Below are 21,133 nucleotides of genomic sequence, written 5' to 3'. Positions count from 1 at the left end.
TCAGATTTTCCTTTTTAGGCTAATAAAGTCTGCTCGAAATTTAACCACAAAAGTGTTTTATAACTTTATGAAAAACCGTTATATTTATCAGTACAAAGATCATTTAGGCAATGCAGGAATAAGTTTTGGAAGAAACAGCGCAGGCACTCTTGAAATCACCGATGTCAATGATTATTATCCATTTGGAATGAATCATGTGAAGACAGGTAATGCTTTATTTGGATAGGTTACTTATAAGAACTATAAGTACCAAGAACAAGAGTTATAGGAAACAAGTTTTTATAGCTTTAAATGGAAAAATTATGTGTCAGATATTGGAAGATTTTTTAACATTGATCCACTTGCACAGAAATATCTGACTTGGGCTCCATATGTATTTAGTGGTAATAGAATTATTGATGCACGAGAGTTAGAGGGGTTAGAATCTTATTTACATTATGATTCTTTAGATGATGCTGCTGAAAATTTTGCTGTTCAGTATAATAGTCCTTCAATAGTTATGAATGTTGAGCTTGGTACTGCGTTGTACAGCGGAGTAACAAAAGATGGAAAAGTATTTTATTCTTACGTGCAACCACAATGCCAAATTAATTGTGATAAAAGCGGGAATCAAATTCCTGATTCAAGTGCATTAGTTGATTTGGATATTCCTGACGGAGCTATTATAGTAGGGGAATATCCTGAAATGATAATAAAATGAGTGGTCGTGATATTGATACAGCAAGAGGGAATGGTGATTGGTCAAAAAGGTCTACTCAATATGTAGTAACTCCGAATGGAGAATTAATTGTTTATGATCCAAGTTTAGAGGCTCCTAAAGAAAGAAAAAGTGGAATTGTTAATATCAAAAGTATTATCTCTAGTGCTCCATTGAGCCGAACAAGACAGAACAAACAAGATCCTACTATTAAACCTTCCGTGGATCCTTTAATTATTGATAGTAACGGCAAAGAAATTAAACCAAATGCTCAAGAAATACGTAGACAAAATGACAATAAAATTCGTTAATAAAGGAAAATACATTCTTACTTGTATATTAGGATTATTCTTTAGTAGTGCTTTTTCACAACAGATAATAAGTGAATCCATACAAACATCTATAATTAATTTAATTTCGTCTCCTGAAAAGTATGATAATAAAAGAATTATAATTAAAGGATTTCTCTCTTTAGAGAAAGAAAACTATTGTATCTATTTGACAAAAGATGATTTAACATACAGAAACACAAAAAATTCTATTTTTTTATTACTTTCTTACGATATTATTAATACTCTTTATAAACAAAATCTCAATGGTGCATATATTGAAGTTTTAGGTCAATACGTGATTCCTAAAATCGAAACATCCCAAAAAATTTATAAAATTTACGGAGGAGTACTAAATAATATAGAAGACATTCATAAAGTCGAGGTTTATTAATCCTTATAAGTTCTATATTGACAGGAGAATCATACTCCAGATCAATTTATTTTTAACAAGAAACAGGTATGGATATAACCTATATTTTGACAATTATTTTGATGATAATAATTTTAATCTGGGGAATAATAGGAATCTATTCTCCAAATAAAATTATTGAGTACTATTTAAAATATACAAAGAATCATCATAGCTCTGTAAGAGTAGTTAATAAAAACTGGTTCTATCCAAGTTTTAAAATAAGCTGTTTTATATTGATACTTTATTCAGTTACAATGATAATTTTAATCACGAAAAGGGTAATCTTAGGGTAGAAGTGAGCGATTCAAAATAAAGGTATGAGTACATTCTTGACGATAATTTTCTAACTTTGTATCAATCAATATTTAAAACAACATTATGTCAATCACCAATGAAGAACAGTTAATCGGAATGCAAAAGGTAAGTGAAGCTGTTGCCTATACTTTGAAAGCGATGACCGATTATGCAAAACCAGGCATGACGACCAAAGATCTCGATGAGTATGGAGCCAAGATTCTTGCAGAATTTGGAGCAAAGTCGGCCCCTTATCTTACCTACGGATTTCCGGGTTGGACCTGCATTAGTGTGGATAATGAATTTTGCCACGGTATTCCCACAGATCAAAGAATTTTAAAGGAAGGAGATCTTATCAATATTGATGTTTCTGCAGAGCTCGACGGCTATTGGGCTGATAACGGAAATTCCTTTATTATCGGAGAAGATATTCATGGTCATCAGAAGTTGGTGGAGGCCTCAAAAGATATTTTGCTGAAAGCAATTGACAATATCAAAGGAGGAGTGAAAATAGCAGATATAGGTTTTTTGATGGAAACTGAAGCCAGAAAAAGAGGATTAAAAGTGATTAAAAATCTTGGTGGCCACGGAGTAGGAAGAAGTTTACATGAAGAACCCGATGAATTACTTAATTATAAAAACCGTTTCGATACCAGGCGTTTTAAAAAAAACTCTGTAGTAGCAATAGAAACCTTTATCTCCACTTCATCCAATCTTGCTGTAGAATTGAATGACGGATGGACAATGGTAGGAAATAAAGGAGGATATATGGCTCAACATGAGCATACAATCATGATAACCGATGGAAAACCCATTATTCTTACTCAAATGAATGGAATATTAAACTGATTGTATCAGAATATAATACTTCTTAAAAAGCTTTTCTCAACGTAGAAGAGCTTTTTTTGTATCAGGCAGTTTCGTTTTCTGGTGATGAAAGCAGAAGAATATAAGTCCAAATTTTATCTCAAAAAGACTGAATAATTTCGGGGTAAAAATTATATTTGTCAGATATCCGATCAACCATGAAAAAAATACTGTTTCCTATTACTGTGGTAATTTTTACGCTAACAGCCGTTTCCTGTACCAATTACATCAAACCAATTCATACAGAACCGTTGCCTAATGCAGAAAATATAACAAAAAAGCTTTCGTTTAAAGAAGGAAGCATAAGTATGAATTTTTATGCAGATTATATCTTTGATAAAACAGACCGGAAATTCATCTTCTTTACCAACCGTGAGATCAGTAATATTCTTAAAAGCATAAAAGCGAAGCCCTCTTCACAGATTTTGTTTACTTATACTCCTTCCAGTATTTACAATAATATGCTGGGTTTTTATTATTCAGGGAAAAAATTACAGGATATAAAAACAGAACTTTCCTCAAAAAAGCCGGATAAACAAATGGAGAATGCTCTGATCTATACCTATCAGTACAGAGGACACGATATTATTGATATCTATATGCAGGAAGAAAAAGGGATCATAAGACTTGTTGCCCTCAATAATCCCGAGAAACAGAATTCAGATAAATTTGAACTTGAAAATGATAAACTCCTCTTTGATCTTAATCCTGATTTCTGGACCCGTCAGTAAATGGTAAAAAACAAATACGGAAATACTTGATTTTTAATACCATTATAGAATATTTGTTTTCTATATTTGTGATACATCCCATCACACACAAAATTTACCAATATGAAAAAAATTCTCTTAGCCATTTTGGGTATCCTTATTATTATTGTTGCAGTAGTACTGATCAAGACATATACCTATCCTTTTAAGAAAAATACTGTTGGTTCAGGTGAAGGATGGAAACCTGTAAAAAATGACTCTGCAGTGATGCGCTTATCAGGAGGAATCAAAATTCCTACGGTATCTACAGGAAGTCTGGGGGAATCCAACTATGCACCCTTTGATCAGTTTAAAACCTATTTGAAAACATCCTATCCGCTGGTCTATCAAAATACTGAGAATGTAGAAGTGAATCAGTACGGATTGGTATTCAGACTGAAAGGAAGCGATGCCACCCTTGAACCTATTCTGTTTCTGTCACACATGGATGTCGTACCTCCCGGAGATGCCGATATCAAAAATAATGAAACCAATATTTTCCGTCCGGATGATCAACCTTCGGAGCCCGTTTCTAAAGTAGCCGAAGATTGGGACTATGCTCCTTTTTCCGGTGTGGTAGCCAATGGAAGAATCTACGGAAGAGGAGCTATTGACACGAAAGGAATGCTTTTCTCTTTATTGGAATCAATGAACAATCTGATCAGAAACAAACAGACTCCCAAACGTGATATTTATCTCGCTTTTGGTTTTGATGAAGAAGTGGGCGGACAGAAAGGCGCCATGCAGATTGCTGATTATTTTAAGAAAAAAGGATTGAAATTTGATGCTGTATATGATGAAGGCGGACTGATTTTGCGTAAAGGAAATGTCGCAGGAATAGATACTGATGTTGCCGTTGTAGGCTGCGCAGAAAAAGGATTTTTATCTGCAAAGATCAAAGTAAAAGGACTTGGCGGGCATTCTTCTATGCCACCTATGGAGAGCGCCATTGGTAAAGCAGCCATAATTATGCAGCGTTTGGAAGATCATCAGATGAAACCTACGATAACACCGCTCATTAAAGAATTTTTTAACAATATTGGAGGCGAAATGCCTTTTACCACAAGAATGGCTTTAGCTAATCAATGGCTTTTAAAACCTGTACTGTTATCACAACTTACAAAAAACAATACGACCAATGCCTTGGTACGCACCACTACTGCTTTAACGATGATGAAAGGAAGCGACGGAACCAACGTTCTTTCTCCGGAAGTGGAGTTTGTAGTCAACTTCAGACTTCTTCCCGGGAATACGGTGAAAGATGTGCGGGATCATATCGCAAAAGCAACCGAAGGTTTTGACGTTGAAGTAGAAGAAATTGATAATACAAGGGAAGCTTCCGCAATTTCACCAACCAATACCAAAGGATTTAAACTGATAGAAGCGGGAGTGAAAGAAATTTATCCGGGAGCTATTGTCACTCCTTACCTGACAATGGCCGGAACCGACGCCGGGAAATATGAAATTGTCAGCAAAAATGTCTACCGATTTATGCCTATAAAAATCAACAGTGCAGAACAGCAAAGTATTCACAGTACCAATGAATATCTCAGCATAGAAAACTATCTGAAAATGATCCATTACTTTGAATATGTGATGACTCACTACGATAAATAAGGAATGAATAAAGAGATGTATTCTTGTTTCAGAAAAGTACGAAACAAATACATTATACAGAAAAAATATATTGCGTCAAGTTTTGTCGCATTACGGTAATAGCTTTGTCTCATCAAAATTACAGAGCTATGGAATTACCGTTTTACTTACACTTTAAAGACTTTGAAAGCCATTATTACGATAATCTTGAAAAATGGTTTGAAGAATATCATAACACAAGCGAAATTGATTATTTGAAAGCGCTTGCTGCTTTGTACAGCCCTTATTTATATTATAATTTTGCCGATAATAAATTACAGGCAGACGCTTTTATAGAGGTAAAAGATTGTTTTTTCCCTTACCATGAAAGAATAGGAATCTCCTTCTGTAATCATTGCAATGAAGAAAACCCTTCCAAAAAGAATCCGAATCATGTATTCGAATTTAAAAACATTTCAATGATGGAATACGCTCAGCATATTTTAGATAAAGTCAATAAATACTGCTCTAAGAATACTCATGCATTGAGTGGCAGTAAAAATATTCAGGATTATATTAATGACTATGATATTGTCACTTCGGTAGAAGGAGTTGGGTATTGTATCAGCTATAACAGACATCAGAAAGTGATCCCTTTTTTGAAAGCCTATCTTCCTTATTACGGACAAATGGTGAGTATGCCTCTATACCGAGATTTTATTTTCTCCATTGTGGATATTGCAGAATATATCGATAATAAGCTGAAAACGATGAAGGCTTTTGAACACTCTATCTATAATCAAGCCAGAGCAGAAGCCAGATTTAAAGTCCATATGAGCCGCCAGTTTCTGACGCTTTGTAACTAAAATTTTACACCATACATTCATACATAATTATATTGTCGAGAAACTTATGTTTTTCAAACAAAAATCCTGGCTCTTGTAGCCGGGATTTTGTGTATATATCATTCAATATCCAAAACCCAAAAACAAGATAATCTATCCCCAATCATCTGTGAAAATCTGCGTTATCTGTGGTTAAAAAACAATCACCCGACAATTAAAATCATAGTTTAATGATGCTTCTTGTAAGGAATAGTTTTCCAACCAAAAACCCTGGCTCTTGTAACTGGGATTTTGTGTATATATCATTCAATATCCAAAAGCCAAAAACAAGATAATCTATCCCCAATCATCTGTGAAAATCCGCGTTATCTGTGGTTAAAAAACAATCACCCGACAATTAAAACTATAGTTTAATGATGCTTCTTGTAAGGAATATTCCAGATAAGATCAGCCGCCACATAATGAACCCCACCATGATGAATACTCCTGCTGCCACGGATCAAATCATCCATATACCCAACATCTACAGTGAATGGTGAGTGAGGAATATTAAACATATAATAGGCTGTAATACGCATTTCCCGATAGCCAAAAGATTCCCATTGAGCATACGGTTCATTAAGATGGCTGATCGAAAATAATGCTTCTGCACTTATCGCTAATTTTTGATTGTTCTTGGGTGATAAACTATAAGTCAGCTGACTTTTGATACGGGTTCTTAACTGAAAATCTTCTTCAACCTGGTGAAAACCGGCATCAAAAAACTTTCTGAATTCCTGGCGGACTGTATTTTTAAGTTTAAATTTTTTTCCAAGTTCAAAAGTATAAGAATACCTTCCGTATATTCTGAACTCCTGTTCCGTATTTTCTTTATCATAGGGTGCTTCACTCTCATATTTAGGCTGTCGACGGTAGCTGATGGCATAGCTGTATTGCTGATGAGGGGCAAAAGAATGAGACACTTCATGATTTAAGACCAGTATGGCTTGTTTAGAAAACGGATTATCATTATCCGGACTGCTTTTTCGGCCAATGGCGATATAGCTTAGGGCTTGTTTCTTTCCTAAAGAATCCAGTTGTCTTTTTACTCCAAAAGCTGACCAGAATGCAGTATTGGCATCACCCAATCCTGGAGCACTGATTTGTGCCTTCATTAAAGTTCCTGTAAAACCCAATAATAAGAATACGATAAAAATTTTCTTTACACTAAACGTCATAGATAACTGCTTCAATATTAATTTAAAAAACTGCGAAATAATGATGGCGAATAGAAATACCGTTGAAACGCAGAGGAAATAATGGTTCATAACGAAATTAAATACTTTATAAATAAATGGTTTATTTAAAATCTTGTAATACTGTTTAAAAACATGACAAAATAACTTATAGATTTAGGAATGATTTAGGAATAGCACATCGTTTTGATTGATAATTGTTTACATAGATTTGAACTTTTCACCTACTCACGGATTGTTAATAATATGTTGATAACTTATCAGTAATTTGTGGAAAACTAAATAAGTTGAGTTCAATTTTCTGATATATTGATCAATAAAAATGATAGCATGTTGATTGTCATATTAATATTCTGATAATGATAAAGATGTTTTCGCTGTAAGATTTGAAAATGTATTAATTTTTAACACATTTTTTAAGTAATGATATAGGGTTTTAAAATTTATTTAGAATAGTTTAAATTAATGTTGTGAGATAAATTGCTATTCCTTTATTTTGCACTTTATTTATAATTATTTTAAATAAGGCTGAAAAAAATGATACAATCAAATGAAAATATGCTCCTGGCGGGGTGTATGAATCATTCCGTAGGGACTAGGCAGAATGATACTTCAACAAAAAAAATACAATGGTACCAACCATTTCTAATCTTTTTCTTCTCTTTACTGAGTGTAACCAACTTATTAGCGCAGGAACAACAGCAGGGTGAAATTACCGGTAAGGTAAGTATGATAGACGGACAGCCTCTGAGAGCGATATCCGTTTCTTTAGTGGAAGCAGATCGGCAGACGCTAACGGATGATGATGGAAATTATCATTTTGCCAACCTTAACGCAGGAACTTATACCGTGAAGTTTCAGATCCTTGGAAGTAAAGAGATCCGTCTTCCGGTTGAGGTAAAAATAGGTGAAGACACACAACTTGATTACCAGCTGACCAAAGAAAATATTCAGGCAATTCAGGAAGTGGTAATCATGAAAAACACCAATAGATTTTCTAAAAAAGAAAGTAGCTTTGTAGCAAGACTTCCTCTGAAAAATCTTGAAAACCCACAGGTGTATAATACCGTTACCAAAGAACTTTTTCAGGAACAGGTAGCTGTAGATCTTGGAAGTATCTCTAAAAATGTACCAGGTGCGGGAGTTCCTATGATTGCCAACCAGGGAAGGGTAACATTCCGTTCCAGAGGTTTTGAAACGGAACCAAATGCGAGAAATGGAGTAGCAGGAGCGGCATTTTCAGTAATAGATCCTGTAAACCTTGAACGTATAGAGGCCATTAAAGGTCCTTCTGCTACATTATTTGGGAAAAGTGTTGCTAGCAGTTATGGAGGGGTGTATAACCGTGTTACTAAAAAACCTTATAATAAATTTGGCGGAGAAGTAGGCTATGTAGGAGGAAGCTGGAATTACAACCGTTTAACAATGGATGTAAATACCCCGATCAATAAAGACAGAACGGCTCTTTTTCGTCTGAATGCTGCAGGAACTTTTGAAAAAAGCTTTCAGGATCTTGGATTTACCAACTCTTTAGCAATTGCTCCTAGTTTTTCTTATCAGATCAATGATCGTATGTCGCTTCTCCTTGATGTGGAATTCAATCAGGCAAAAGGAACATCTGTAGTACGTTTTAATCCTTACATAGGAAGTAATAAAATTCAATCTATTGCAGATATGAAGTTTCCGTATTACAAAAATTTCCTGAGCGATGATCTTGCATATGAGACGCAGATGATGAACATTTTTGCTCAGTTAAATTATAAGATTTCAGAAAACTGGACATCCCAAACAATCGTATCCCGTGCAAGATCTACCATTAATGGTTATATCTCTGCCATCAACGGAAAGACAGATTCTACAGCAAGCGCTCAGGTGATGGTAGGAACTACCTCGTTTATAGCAACCAATATCCAGCAGAATTTCATTGGAGATTTCCGTATAGGCCGTTTCAGAAACAGAATGGTTGTAGGATTGGATTATTATAACAATTCAAACCATTTCGACCGTTATCACACCAATACCAAAGTATTCAACTTTGTTCACCCTTCTGCAGATTTTAAAGTAAATCATTATACTATTGATGCGCTTACGGCAACTTCCGCTTTTAGAAGAGAAAATAATAGTGATAACACGTATGCAGCCTACGTTTCGGATGTATTCAATATTACGGATCGACTTATGGTGATGGCGAGCTTAAGGGTAGACAGATTTCAGTTCAAAGGTGTTTATGATATTACCACAGGAGAAATAAAGGGTGGATTGAGTAATAGCGGGGTGCAGACGGGACCTTACAGCCAGACAGCTCTTTCTCCTAAGATGGGAATTGTGTATGAAATCCTGAAAAATAAAGTTTCCCTATTCGGAAATTATATGAATGGCTTTAATAATGTAAGTGGTGTTGACATTAATGGAAATACATTCAGACCGGAATATGCCAACCAGCTTGAGCTTGGTGTAAAAGCAGATATTTTCGATCACAAACTTGTAGGAACATTGAGTTATTATAACATCAGAGTAGATAATATTTTAAGAACAAATCCTGATGATATCAATTATTCTATCCAGGACGGAACTCAGTTGAGCAAAGGGTTTGAAGCTGAATTAACAGCTAATCCATTGGATGGATTGAATGTTGTGGCGGGATATGCTTACAATGACAGTAAATTTACCAACGCAAGTCCATCGGTTAACGGTTTGAGACCTGCATTATCCGGCCCTGCTAATATGTTCAATTTCTGGATCAGCTACCGTATTCCGGAAGGTAAATTGAAAGGCCTTGGAATTGGAGGAGGAGGAAATATGGGTTCTTCTTCTTATCAGACCAATACCCAAACGGCTAAGGTGATTATTCCATCTTATAAAATGTTTGACCTGGGTATTTTCTACGATCAGCCAAAATATAGAGTAGGGTTGAAGTTTGATAATATTACCAACGAAAAAGCATGGTCTGTGCGTTTAACTCCACAGGCGCCATCTCGTTTCCTTGGAAGCGTTTCTTTAAAATTCTAAATTATAATTTCTTCAGTTGATAAAAAAGTCCGGATCATATGGTCCGGGCTTTTTGTTTTATAAGAGGATTAATTGATCCAAAGACAATAATTATTTCGGTAACGTATTTTCCCATAAGAATTCCCCTGAAATGTTCCCGGAGTATTGTCGTACCAATCCTGCCTGATCACATAAAGCCCCGGAAGAGTTGCTTTAAAAACAGCCTGATGGTTTTCATCCACCGGAATATTCTTTTCCCAGTTTTCAGGATTGAAAATCCTTAGCATTGTTCCCTTTTCAACAGGTTTCATATCTCTATAGGGAAAGATGGTGTAAACATTATCTTTTTTCTGAAGGCTGATATCCATAAACTGTACAGGATCTGTTGTAGCCGAATGATTTCCGATATAATAAGCGCCACACATCAAATCGATTGGACGTACATTTTCCTGCGGATTTTTAGAACGGAGAAGAACCGGTTGCTGATCATTCATTCCGAAAATTCGGTAAGCACCTTCTTTATTCGGGGTAAAAGTTCCTTCCCAATGATCGCCATTAACTTTTAGGTCAAGGCTGGATTTTTTCCCATCAGCAGTAAGGACAAAGAATTTGAAGTTTTTGATCTCCTGAAATTCTGCTCCTGTAGTTCGGTGACGTTCACTCAAATCATCAATAAATCCATAACATACCTGAACTTTCACGGGATCTTTTAATTTTCCCGATCCATGAATCTCCATCCAGTAAGCACTCGCTTTTGTAAGTTGAGGAAAGAGGAAAACAGTTAAAAATAACAGCAAAGAAAACACTGTACGTAGTTTATACATCTTGGTTTGAATAGTATTAAGAGGCGAATGTAGTGAAAAAAGAAAATATAGAACTAAAGAGGCTATTGATCGTATTAATCACAGATAGTGATGAAAAATTCAATAGCTGAATTTCTTTGAGAAAGTTGGTAAAGGTAAATTGCCACAATATTCAAAATACGGCGGCAATTCGGTTTATGGACTGTGTTCTGTTGATTCTTTAGGGCTAAGCTCCTGCTTTGCACATGGCATCCCATTTTGTATGACTACAATCATAGTCGGTGAATTTCCATGATCATATCTTAGTGCTTTTAACACGCATACTTCGATAAACATTTTTTTGACCTCCTGTTTATGGGAGGTTTTTTATGGTTTTGTATTGTAAAGTGCTGATTTTAAGATAATATGATTGTGTTTTGAAATAATTTGTTAAATTCACTACTACATAAAATAATAATAATCATGAAAAATCTAAGAAAAATTACAAGAACCGGATTGAAAGAAATCCAGGGAGGAATTGAAAGATGTGTGCAAGACTGCTTCCAGGAAGGATACAGAAAATGCTGTATCAAAGGTAAACCTTACGTCTGCATTCCGGATAGCCAAATATGTGCATAAAGTAAGCCTGTAAGGATATAAAAACAAAAAGCGCTGATAATCAGCGCTTTTTGTTTTGCAGAGAGGAAGGGATTCGAACCCTCGATACAGTTACCCGTATACTACCTTTCCAGGGTAGCTCCTTCAACCACTCGGACACCTCTCTTTTTGAGATTGCAAAAATAGCGTATTTTCTGGAATATCCAAATAAATATTACAATTAATCTGTAATTTCTCCACAAAGACTTCTTGTGAAGTTATCTGCAAAGCTTCCCGTATAGCTAGGATTGTCTATGAGGTGCATTGCCTTTGTAATAGCGGTCTCCGCAGTCATATCTCTTCCGCTTATTGCTCCAATTCTTGAAAATATATTACTGTTTTCATACTTTCCAAATGAGATACCACCTGATATACATTGACTTACCACAACGATTTCCGTTCCATTATCTCTGATTTCCTGAAGGGTTTCCTGCGTTTTTTCACTACTGAAAATTGTTCCGGACCCAAAAACCTGAAGAATAAGAACCTTCATTTTGGGGATTTCCTTAAAATGGCTTAGATGCATTCCCGGGAAAATTCTCCAAAATAAAATATCTTCTGAAATATGCTCATCCACATGAAATTCTATAGTAGGGTCACAACGAAGCAGGTTGTCTTTAAGAATATTTAAATGAACACCCGACTGCCCCAGAATAGGGTAGTTGGGACTTGAGTACGCATCAAAATACTCTGCAGAATATTTCAGCGTTCTGTTTCCTCTTAATAGTTTATACTCAAAATATATGGCAACCTCCTGAATCACGGCTTCGTCGTTCTCATAAAGGCTGGCATAATAAAGACTTGTCAGGAGATTCTCCTTGGCATCGGTTCTCAGATCACCAATAGGAAGTTGGGATCCGGTCATGATTACGGGTTTTCTCAATCCTTTTAGCATGAAGCTTAGCGCAGAAGCGGTATAAGACATGGTATCCGTTCCGTGAAGGATCAGGAAACCGTCATAATCCTCATAATTTTTATAAATATAATTGGCGATGATTCTCCATTCTTCAGGTCCCATATCCGAAGAGTCCAGTGGCTTGGCAAATGGATGCACGAATACCTCACATTCCATGAGTTTCATTTCAGGCATTTTTTCAAAAATATTTCCAAAATCAAAGGCACGGAGACTTCCGGTTTCATAATCTTTTTCCATTCCGATGGTTCCACCGGTATAGATGAGCAGGACTTTTCGCTTCATGTACTATTTTTAATTAAGAATTGGAGCCCGATTAGGCTTCGTAGGTCAAAATTACGTTAATTTGCAAAGATTTGAAAATGAAAGGGCGCTTATCATAAAATTTTATGTAAATAAAATAATTATGTTGAATGTTACCATTGGTTCTTGAAAAAATAAATACATGCAGAAGAAAGATTTAGTAGAAACTTTTGAATACTTAAAACAATTTTTAACAGAAGAAAGACTTGCCAAGATTGAGCATTTTTCTCAGGAGAGTTCAGACTTTGTGCTTCCCGTGGTGGAAGATGTTTATCAGTTCAGAAATGCAGCAGCGATTGTACGTTCAGTAGAGGCCTGCGGTTTTCATAAAGTAGTTGCTTTACAGGAAGAATATAGTTTTGAACCCAATCTTCGGGTAACAAAAGGAGCCGATACCTGGGTTGAGGTTGAGAAGCTTCCAAGAAGTATGGAGTCTTTTCAGAACATTAAAGACAGAGGATATAAGATTGTAGCGGTTTCGTTGGAGAATAATGCTAAAATGCTGCCTGAATATGAGATTACAGAGCCTATAGCCTTAGTTTTCGGAACAGAAATGGAAGGCGTTTCTCAGGAAATTCTGGACTTTGCAGACGAAACACTGGCGATTCCTATGTATGGGTTTACCAGAAGTTTTAATGTTTCTGTAGCCGCTTCTATCTGTATGTATGAACTGAAGCAAAAACTGATAAAATCTGATATAGATTATAAACTTAATGAAGAAAAGCTGTTGAGGATGAAGATACTTTGGGCAGTAAACTCAATAAGAAGCGGACAGCAGATCTTTGACAAATATCTCAAAGATCATGATCTTGAAATATAGTACAATATACATCCTTTTTATTGGAACCCTACTAAGTTGCAATAAACCCAAAACTGAATCGTCCAGGATTCCTACAGCTCCATCAAATACAACGTCTGTGGCTGGACAAAATACTGTACAGCCTGTTTCTGAAGCTCAGTACGAAGGATTGGCGGATGGTAAATATTCAAAAACAATAAGAGATGGAAATACCGTTGCAGAGGTTTTTTATACTGTTGAAAAAGGGTTGGTAGATTATTATCAACTTACCGTAAAAAGCGGTAACAATACCCAGAAACTTCATGCGGTTTCCAATTGGGGATTTTCCAATATCGATCAGACGGAATTTTCTTTTGAAGATGTTAATTTTGACGGTAAAAAAGATATCATGATCGCTAAAGAAACCGGAATGAACTGGGGAACTTCCTATGTCTGGATTAATAAAAATGGGAAATTCGTTAAAGAGGAAAAATTTGAAAAGATCATGAATCCTCATTTTGACTCTGTAAAGAAAGAAATACGCTCTGAATACAGAATTTCCGGGGAGGGTGATTTTTCAAGAACCTATCGGTGGAAAAAGGGAAATCTTATCCTTACCGATAGTTCTGAATATTTATATGGGCCGGATGGAAATTAATCTGGAAAAAAGTATCAGATCATGTTAAAATAATTCCATGCGGCTACAAAAACACCTGCCGTCTCAGTTCTCAGCCTTTGATCTCCAAGAGAAACTGCTTTGATGTTGTTTTCTGCTAAAAATGAGATCTCTTTTTCAGAGAAATCACCTTCAGGACCAATTAGGAAAACAATCTCTTCCAATTGAGGGATGGCTTTAAGCTCCTTTCTTTCAAGGTTTTCATGGCAATGCGCCACAAAAGTGTGTTCTACATCAATACTTTTTAAGAAATCAGTAAGTTTCACTGCGTCATTGATGATTGGAAAATGAAACCTTAAACTTTGTTTAGAGGCTGCAATAGCTTGTTTTCTGATCTTGTCGATATTGATATTCTTACGTTCTGTTTTTTCCGTAATGATAATACTGATTTCCGAAATACCCATTTCTACAGCCTTTTCTACGAAAAATTCAATACGGTCAATGTTTTTTGTTGGGGCAATAGCAATGTGAAGCTTCGGACTGAATGCCGGAAGAAGAGTTTTGATCTCTGAAACTTCTATTCCTGCTTTTTTGCCTTCTATCAACAATTTCCCGGAAGCCAGATTTCCTTTTCCATCTGTCACGTGAATATCTTCACCATTCTTCATGCGAAGAACTTTTACAATATGCTGTTGCTCTTCATCGTTGATGATCACTTTTTGATCGGCTATTTCTCCGTAAAATAGTTTCATATATCCTGGCTTATAAATGCAACGCCTGTTTTAATCGTGGTGTATATATCTGTATCACATTCTCTGTAAGAGCACATGTATATCTCTTCTATCCAATTATTGTTAAGGAAAATCAGATTTAAGTATTCCTGTTTTCTCAAATTATTTTTGATGGATAAAAAATCGCCTTCTTTTGGAGTGTATGGAAAACTGAAAAGATGTTCAGAATTGATTAATTTTAAAACTTCATCTTTTATATCCTGAATATAACCTGTTTCAGAATTTGATGGAAAATAATCTAAAGAAACTTCCGAATTTTCATTTTTTCCTGTAATCGTTTCCAGTATCCAATAATATTTGGAATTCTTTTTAGAATGCGTTCCCAGTACTTTTTCTTCTAAGAGTATTTTCATAAATCATATTTTGCCGTTGCCGAAGTTCTCAGATCTGTAAATTCTCCTCTTTCAAATTTCAGTTGAGCTACCATGGCAATCATTGCTGCATTATCGGTAGTATATTCAAATTTGGGAATATAAATGTCCCAGCCCAGTTTCTCTTTATTGTCTTCCATAGCCTTTCTTAAAGCAGAATTGGCAGAAACTCCACCTGCAATAGCCACCTGATTTACATGAAGATCTTTTGCTGCTTTTTCAAGCTTATTCATCAGAATTTCAATGATGCATTTCTGTACAGAAGCACAAAGGTCATTAAGGTTTTCTTTGATGAAATCCGGGTTTTTTCTCACCTCTTTCTGAATGAAATACAAAACAGAAGTTTTGATACCGCTGAAAGAATAATCGTAGTTTTCCAGTTTAGGCTTATTAAACGTAAAAGCATTAGGATTCCCTTCTTTCGCAAGCCTGTCGATGATAGGACCCGCCGGGTAGTCGAGATCAAATATTTTTCCGATTTTGTCAAAAGCTTCTCCTGCGGCATCATCAATAGTTTTTCCGATGATTTCCATATCAAAATAATCTTTTACCAATACAATCATCGTATGTCCACCGCTTACCGTAAGACATAAGAAAGGGAAAGTAGGCGGCACAGGATTTGCATCTTCGATGAAATGGGCCAGAATGTGGGCTTGAAGGTGATTTACTTCAATTAACGGTACATTAAGGCTCATAGCCAGAGATTTAGCAAATGATGTTCCTACCAGAAGTGATCCCAAAAGTCCGGGTCCGCGTGTAAATCCTATAGCTGAGATAGCATTTTGTTGTATATTTGCTTTGGAAAAAGATTTTTCAACAACGGGGATAATATTTTGTTGATGGGCCCGTGAAGCCAATTCAGGAACTACACCACCGTATTCTTTATGGATGGCCTGATTCGCGGCAATGTTCGAAAGAATAGAATTTCCCTTGATGATAGCTGCTGAGGTGTCGTCGCAGGACGATTCAATACCTAAAATTATAGAGTCGCTCATAATAATGGCAAAGTTAGAGAATAATAACGAGAATGAGAATAAAAAATCAGTAGCTGAAAACCTAGGGGATCAGGTACAGAAAACTGTTGAAAATGTTGAAGGAAAAGTTCGGGAAACAGTAAAAGAAGCATCAGAACTTGCTTCAGATGCTCTTCATCACCCTGTAGAAACAGCAGGAGAGTTCGGAAAACAGGCCATTAAAGATGTGACCAGCTATACCTGGTGGGCGAAACTTCTTCTGACTCTTTTCTGGTTTGGAATTTTCGTCATTGGAAGCATCCTCGTGGTTATCAATCTTCCGATTACCAAGCAGTGGGCGGCAGATCAGGCGTTACAGATCGTAAACCAGGATTTCAAATCCGGTTTTTCCACAGAAAGTGTGGACGTGAATTATTTCGGAGATGTAACCATAAAAGGTTTAAAAGTTAAAGACTATAAAGGTTTTGATTTTATCAAAGCGAAGGAATTTCGTGCCGACTCAGACTGGATTTCTCTGGCAGTAAATGCTATTTCTGGAAACAGTAATTCTTTAAGCTTCAACTCTCTGACACTGGTAAATGCCGATGTGAAAGTTATTACTTATAAAGGTGACAGTATCTCCAACTTTGTCCGCTTTACAGAACTTTTCGATAACGGTAAAAAAAGAGACCCTAAAAAACCTCCTTTCCAGCTGAATTCCAGAATACAGATTATTGATTCCAAAGTATCAATCATTAACGAGAATTCTTCAGGGGAACATGGCAAGTGGCTTACCGCAACAAAATTTAATCTGAAAGCTCCCAACATGAAAGTCAATGGACCTAATGTTTCAGCTTTAATCAATAATATGTCATTTGTAACTTCAAGATGGGGGAAATCTCATATTGTAGATACATTCTCAACAGAACTGTCTTTAACGAAGCAGTTTTTGTCATTAAAAGACCTTACGCTGAATACCGATCATACTTTACTTCAGGGGGATATCAAATTTAATCTTCATAATGGCTCTTGGTCAGACTTTGCAGATCGGGTTCGTTGGGATATGAATATTGATCAGGGAAGTCAGATTAGCGGTTATGATATCAGTTATTTTGTAACGAACTGGGATAATATCAAACCTTTTAACCTTTCCGGAACCATGACGGGGCCTCTGAATAAATTCCATTTGGAAAACTTTCTGATCCGGAACCCGGATGTGAATATTGCAACCAAAACCATGAAGGTTGATAAGTTGCTGAAAGGACATTTTTCTATTGAAACAAAAGATCTTTCCACAGATTTTACCTATAAAGACTTAAAGGCAATGATGCCTTCCTTCATTTCCAATAAGATGAAGAACTTTGCAGATGATTTTGGAAAATTAAAATACAATGGAACGGCAAAAGTAAATCCCGATCAAATTTATGTAGAAAGTGGAAATCTAATGACAGGAATCGGACAGGCCAAAATTTCTAAAGTTACCCTTAGCGATTACAGTACAGCAATGCCTAAATACTCTGGGTATCTTGATGTAAAAGATCTTAATGCTTCCGTTATTACTAAAAATAAAGCGGTAGGATTAATCTCAGGTAAATTTGATCTTAACGGACAAAGCTTTGATGTAAATACAATGCGTCTGACCACCAAGTCTCAGATTGCCAGCATTGAAATCATGGATAAAACGATTAATAATCTTTATCTGGACGGATTATTAGATCATAAAAAATATAACGGACTCATCACCGTAAATGATGAGCAGGCAAAAGCCACAATCAAAGGGTTAATAGATTTCAGTACGTCCAAAATCGCCATGGATGTAAATGCTGATGTGAACTATTTGAACATGAACTACTTTACCAATAAACCGGGAAACCAAGTGGTAAGTGGTCAGGTAGAAGGAAAGATGTCTATGTCATCCATCAATGATCTTACATTGGATGTAGACGCTAATAATCTTCACTTTGCTACGGCAACTCAAAAGTATGATATCCCTAAAGCTAAATTAAAAACTTATGTAGATGCAACTGGTCGTATTATAGATGTGGATGCTCCTGGAGCAGCTACCGGTAAAATATCCGGAAAATACAGCCTTGCAGATCTTCAAGGAATGGTAGAGAACGGGATAGGAAAAATATTGGTAGGACCGCCGCCAAGAAAATTATATCACGGACAGAATTTTGCTCTAAACTTTGATGTTCAGCAGGGATTGATCAATTATTTTCTACCCGATCTGAAACTGCCTAAAGGAGCCATTGTAGAAGGAGAATATGACGGAAGCTCCAATAACCTTATTCTAAATCTTGATGCAGCTTCTTTAAAATATATCATGACCAAGGAAGAAGAAATTACCGACGCTGATAAAGCATTGGCAGCTTCCAATCCTGATTATAAAATTAACGATAGAAGAAGTCAGAGTAGAGACAGTGCGATGGTAGACAGTGTTAAAGTGAGAATTAACACGGCAAATCTTAACCAGCAGTTGTATGCAAGGATCAACAGACTGGAGTATAACAAAAACATTATCAAAGACTTTGAGCTTAAAGGAAACAACGAAAATGGAAATACACTTCATTTAGCAACCGTATTTAAGCACGGAAGCCCTGATGATGAGGTTAATGAAAATCTTAAAGAATACGCCATTAATGTGGATCAGTCTACTGATGAAGCCGGTGATTTTGTCTTTAAATTCGAACCTACAGAAGTTAAATTTAATGAAGTAACCTGGGCTATAGATACAAGTCCGGATTTGAATCATTCCATTACCTACCGAAAACAAACGGGAGATTTTGATATTAGGAACCTGAGAATTTATTCTGAGAAGAGTGCTCTATTTATCAAAGAAGCTCAATTTAAATCGGCGAAGGACTTTTACGTAGATGCAGATATTAACGACTTTGCTATTGAAAAGCTCCTTGATATGCAGTCCGGAGGTAACGGAATGGATATAAAAGGTCTTGCCAACGGAACGGTGAAGATCAAAATGGATAAAAGCACACTCCAACCTTTAGTAGACGTTACCATTGATGATATCAAGATGAGTGGAAATGATATGGGAGATATTTCCATTTCTGCCACCAACGGATTCTCTCTGAATGTGTATGATATTGATGTGAAAGTACATTCAGCAGGAGTTCTGGGAAATAACAGCCTCAATTTAACAGGAACTGTTAATAACAATACTTCTTCACCCATAATAGATCTTACAGCGGAAATGCGTGATTTTGACCTGTCATTCACCCAGCAGTTTGTACAGACTATTTTTGGGAATATCCGAGGGAAAGCAACCGGAGATCTTAAGATCAATGGTAAACTCAATAACCTGGATTATAACGGAGACATTGCTTTAAAGGATTTTGGACTGAAGCTTCTTTTTACCGGGGTAGATTATTCGTTTGATGATAATGTGATTCAGCTGACAAAAGGACTTGCAATTCTCAATAATATTGAAGTACACGACGGTAGAACAAATTCCAAAGGGAATATATCTGGTGCAATCCAGTTTGAAACCCTTTCTTCAATGGGGGTATCTCTGGTAATGAGAGCAGATAACCTGCTTATGCTCAACTCAACTCAGAAAGATTCGGATCTTTTCTGGGGAAGGGTGTACGGACAGGGAGATCTTTATGTGGATGGACCCGTTTCAGGATTGAGCATCACAACACCTAATATGAAAGCGCTTAACGGAAGTACTTTTACATTTAATTCAAGTTCTACTTCTAATGTTGAAGAATTTAAAATGTTGAGGTTCCTGAAAGAAGGAAAAGACGGATTGGTGACTCTTGAAGAAAAGAAAAAGACGGGAGCCAATATGAATATTGACTTTAATCTGAATGTAGACAAAGGAACAACGGTGAATGTACTTGTAGGAGACGATGTAGGGAATATTACTGTAAAAGGAGTGGCAGACCCACTGAAATTCCAGATGAACAGACAGGGGAATATTGCGATGAGCGGAACTTATAAAGTAGATAACGGAACTTTTGTCTCTAAAGCGATTCTTAACAAGACATTCCAGATCGAGAAGAACAGTAGCATCAGATGGGACGGTGATGCCATGAAGCCAACGCTTGATATTAATGCCAATTATATAAGAATGGTTTCCAATGTGGGAGAATATCTGAGTATGGGGAAATTACAGCCTATCAGTGTGCTGCTTCAGGCGCATATTACCCAATCGTTGGTGGATCCTAAAATTGATCTTAATGTAACGGCTATGGATGTATCCAGCCAGGTAAGAGAAACATTGGCTGCTAAAATGAGCCAGGAAGGGGAGAAGGTTCTTCAGTTCGGTTCGGTTCTGTTGTTGAGTACCTTCAATGTATCCAATTCCGGAGGGGTGGATGTGAATGTAGGAAATGTAGCCGAATCTTCAGGATATAATATACTTCTTAAACAGTTGGGATCTGTATTGAATACAATGAGTAATGAATTCCAGATTGACCTTAATTATGTGAAAGGTGATCAGAGTTCAAGTGTGGGAGACAGAGCCAATGCTGGAGTAAGTGTAGCTGTTTCTCCAAGAGTAAATATTAAAACCGGATTGGGTATTCCGCTTTCAAAGACAGAAGGGGCTCAAAATAACTATCTTTCGACTGAAGGCTCTGTTGAGTATGACCTTTCCAAGAAAAATGACGGTACGCTGCTTATAAGAGCGTATTCCAAGCCAACCAACATAGGGATGGGGATGGTGAGTACAAATGGTTCTGCAAATCAAGCCTATGGTGGGGGAATTGTATGGAGTAAAAGCTTCAATTCTTTGTTTAAAAAGAAGAAAAAAGACAAAAAAAATTCAGACGCCAAAGGTGAAATAAAAACAGATTCTATAAAATCAAATGGTAAATAATCGGAATATTTTAATGATTTTTATCATCTGTGTTAATTATTGTTAATATTTGATATATATTTTTTAGTTAAATTATTTTTCGTAAATTTGCAAAAAATACATAGATTTTTTAAAGAAATTGTAATTTAACTA

19 protein-coding genes and 1 tRNA gene are annotated in these 21,133 nt (G+C 36.1%); 13 read left to right on the top strand and 7 right to left on the bottom strand.

Features of this window, described 5'->3' with window-relative positions:
- Nucleotides 1-67 precede the first annotated feature (67 nt).
- The 8 genes from ACL9RH_RS18360 to ACL9RH_RS18325 all read left to right on the top strand — a co-directional run bounded on the left by ACL9RH_RS18360 (nt 68) and on the right by ACL9RH_RS18325 (nt 5,792).
- Nucleotides 68-226: a hypothetical protein gene (locus ACL9RH_RS18360; protein WP_422694802.1), complete on the top strand. Its 159-nt coding sequence runs from the start codon at nt 68-70 to the stop codon at nt 224-226.
- A 78-nt stretch (nt 227-304) separates the two neighbouring features.
- Nucleotides 305-700 carry a hypothetical protein gene (locus tag ACL9RH_RS18355; RefSeq protein ID WP_422694801.1) on the top strand — a complete coding sequence of 132 codons (396 nt, stop codon included), beginning with the start codon at nt 305-307 and terminating at the stop codon, nt 698-700.
- Nucleotides 697-1,008: a hypothetical protein gene (locus ACL9RH_RS18350; protein WP_422694800.1), complete on the top strand. Its 312-nt coding sequence runs from the start codon at nt 697-699 to the stop codon at nt 1,006-1,008. The genes ACL9RH_RS18355 and ACL9RH_RS18350 overlap by 4 nt, the downstream gene beginning before the upstream one ends.
- Nucleotides 989-1,420, top strand: coding sequence for a hypothetical protein (locus ACL9RH_RS18345; protein WP_422694799.1), 432 nt, complete (start codon nt 989-991; stop codon nt 1,418-1,420). Before ACL9RH_RS18350 ends, ACL9RH_RS18345 begins: the two co-directional genes overlap by 20 nt.
- Nucleotides 1,421-1,819: 399 nt before the next feature.
- A complete protein-coding gene (gene map / locus ACL9RH_RS18340) occupies nt 1,820-2,584 on the top strand; it encodes a type I methionyl aminopeptidase (protein WP_422694798.1) in 765 nt (254 codons plus the stop codon).
- A 176-nt stretch (nt 2,585-2,760) separates the two neighbouring features.
- The gene (locus tag ACL9RH_RS18335; protein ID WP_422694797.1) at nt 2,761-3,333 is read left to right on the top strand and encodes a hypothetical protein; all 573 of its coding nucleotides are present in this window, start codon (nt 2,761-2,763) and stop codon (nt 3,331-3,333) included.
- Between the two features lie 102 nt (nt 3,334-3,435).
- A complete protein-coding gene (locus tag ACL9RH_RS18330) occupies nt 3,436-4,968 on the top strand; it encodes a M20/M25/M40 family metallo-hydrolase (protein ID WP_422694796.1) in 1,533 nt (510 codons plus the stop codon).
- A 128-nt stretch (nt 4,969-5,096) separates the two neighbouring features.
- Nucleotides 5,097-5,792 (top strand): hypothetical protein, encoded by a 696-nt coding sequence (locus tag ACL9RH_RS18325; RefSeq protein WP_422694795.1) that lies wholly within the window; start codon nt 5,097-5,099, stop codon nt 5,790-5,792.
- Nucleotides 5,793-6,181: 389 nt separating this feature from the next.
- Here the strand turns inward: ACL9RH_RS18325 and ACL9RH_RS18320 are convergent, their stop codons facing one another.
- Nucleotides 6,182-6,988 (bottom strand): DUF2490 domain-containing protein, encoded by an 807-nt coding sequence (locus tag ACL9RH_RS18320; protein ID WP_422694794.1) that lies wholly within the window; start codon nt 6,986-6,988, stop codon nt 6,182-6,184.
- Between the two features lie 555 nt (nt 6,989-7,543).
- Here ACL9RH_RS18320 and ACL9RH_RS18315 point away from each other — a divergent pair.
- Nucleotides 7,544-10,015, top strand: a complete 2,472-nt coding sequence (locus ACL9RH_RS18315) for a TonB-dependent receptor domain-containing protein (RefSeq protein ID WP_422694793.1) — start codon at nt 7,544-7,546, stop codon at nt 10,013-10,015.
- Nucleotides 10,016-10,083: 68 nt separating this feature from the next.
- Here the strand turns inward: ACL9RH_RS18315 and ACL9RH_RS18310 are convergent, their stop codons facing one another.
- Nucleotides 10,084-10,818, bottom strand: a complete 735-nt coding sequence (locus ACL9RH_RS18310; RefSeq protein WP_422694792.1) for a hypothetical protein — start codon at nt 10,816-10,818, stop codon at nt 10,084-10,086.
- Between the two features lie 441 nt (nt 10,819-11,259).
- Here ACL9RH_RS18310 and ACL9RH_RS18305 point away from each other — a divergent pair, with 441 nt between their 5' ends.
- Nucleotides 11,260-11,415: a bacteriocin-like protein gene (locus ACL9RH_RS18305; RefSeq protein ID WP_422694791.1), complete on the top strand. Its 156-nt coding sequence runs from the start codon at nt 11,260-11,262 to the stop codon at nt 11,413-11,415.
- 58 nt (nt 11,416-11,473) lie between these two features.
- Here the strand turns inward: ACL9RH_RS18305 and ACL9RH_RS18300 are convergent.
- Nucleotides 11,474-11,560 (bottom strand) — tRNA-Ser (locus ACL9RH_RS18300).
- 54 nt (nt 11,561-11,614) lie between these two features.
- A complete protein-coding gene (locus tag ACL9RH_RS18295) occupies nt 11,615-12,631 on the bottom strand; it encodes an asparaginase (RefSeq protein ID WP_422694790.1) in 1,017 nt (338 codons plus the stop codon).
- A gap of 160 nt (nt 12,632-12,791) precedes the next feature.
- Between ACL9RH_RS18295 and ACL9RH_RS18290 the strand changes: the two genes are divergently transcribed.
- Both ACL9RH_RS18290 and ACL9RH_RS18285 read left to right on the top strand, forming a co-directional pair.
- Complete coding sequence (locus tag ACL9RH_RS18290) at nt 12,792-13,469, top strand: TrmH family RNA methyltransferase (protein WP_422694789.1); 678 nt, start codon at nt 12,792-12,794, stop codon at nt 13,467-13,469.
- On the top strand, nt 13,453-14,085 hold the full coding sequence (locus tag ACL9RH_RS18285) for an XAC2610-related protein (protein WP_422694788.1): 633 nt from the start codon (nt 13,453-13,455) through the stop codon (nt 14,083-14,085). Before ACL9RH_RS18290 ends, ACL9RH_RS18285 begins: the two co-directional genes overlap by 17 nt.
- Before the next feature lie 14 nt (nt 14,086-14,099).
- Here ACL9RH_RS18285 and ACL9RH_RS18280 read toward each other — a convergent pair whose 3' ends face one another.
- The 3 genes from ACL9RH_RS18280 to tsaD are packed head-to-tail and all read right to left on the bottom strand — an operon-like array spanning nt 14,100 to nt 16,200.
- Nucleotides 14,100-14,795: an RsmE family RNA methyltransferase gene (locus ACL9RH_RS18280; protein WP_422694787.1), complete on the bottom strand. Its 696-nt coding sequence runs from the start codon at nt 14,793-14,795 to the stop codon at nt 14,100-14,102.
- Nucleotides 14,792-15,187 (bottom strand): hypothetical protein, encoded by a 396-nt coding sequence (locus tag ACL9RH_RS18275; protein ID WP_422694786.1) that lies wholly within the window; start codon nt 15,185-15,187, stop codon nt 14,792-14,794. The genes ACL9RH_RS18280 and ACL9RH_RS18275 overlap by 4 nt, the downstream gene beginning before the upstream one ends.
- Nucleotides 15,184-16,200 carry a tRNA (adenosine(37)-N6)-threonylcarbamoyltransferase complex transferase subunit TsaD gene (tsaD, locus tag ACL9RH_RS18270; protein ID WP_422694785.1) on the bottom strand — a complete coding sequence of 339 codons (1,017 nt, stop codon included), beginning with the start codon at nt 16,198-16,200 and terminating at the stop codon, nt 15,184-15,186. Before tsaD ends, ACL9RH_RS18275 begins: the two co-directional genes overlap by 4 nt.
- A 4-nt stretch (nt 16,201-16,204) precedes the next feature.
- Here tsaD and ACL9RH_RS18265 point away from each other — a divergent pair, with 4 nt between their 5' ends.
- Nucleotides 16,205-21,001: a translocation/assembly module TamB gene (locus ACL9RH_RS18265; RefSeq protein WP_422694784.1), complete on the top strand. Its 4,797-nt coding sequence runs from the start codon at nt 16,205-16,207 to the stop codon at nt 20,999-21,001.
- The last annotated feature ends 132 nt before the right edge of the window (nt 21,002-21,133 follow it).

It is taken from the genome of Chryseobacterium sp. Mn2064 (assembly GCF_049319685.1).
Lineage (GTDB): Bacteria > Bacteroidota > Bacteroidia > Flavobacteriales > Weeksellaceae > Chryseobacterium.
The sequence above is the reverse complement of the archived record's forward strand: the minus strand, read 5'-3'. Positions and strand labels throughout refer to the sequence as shown.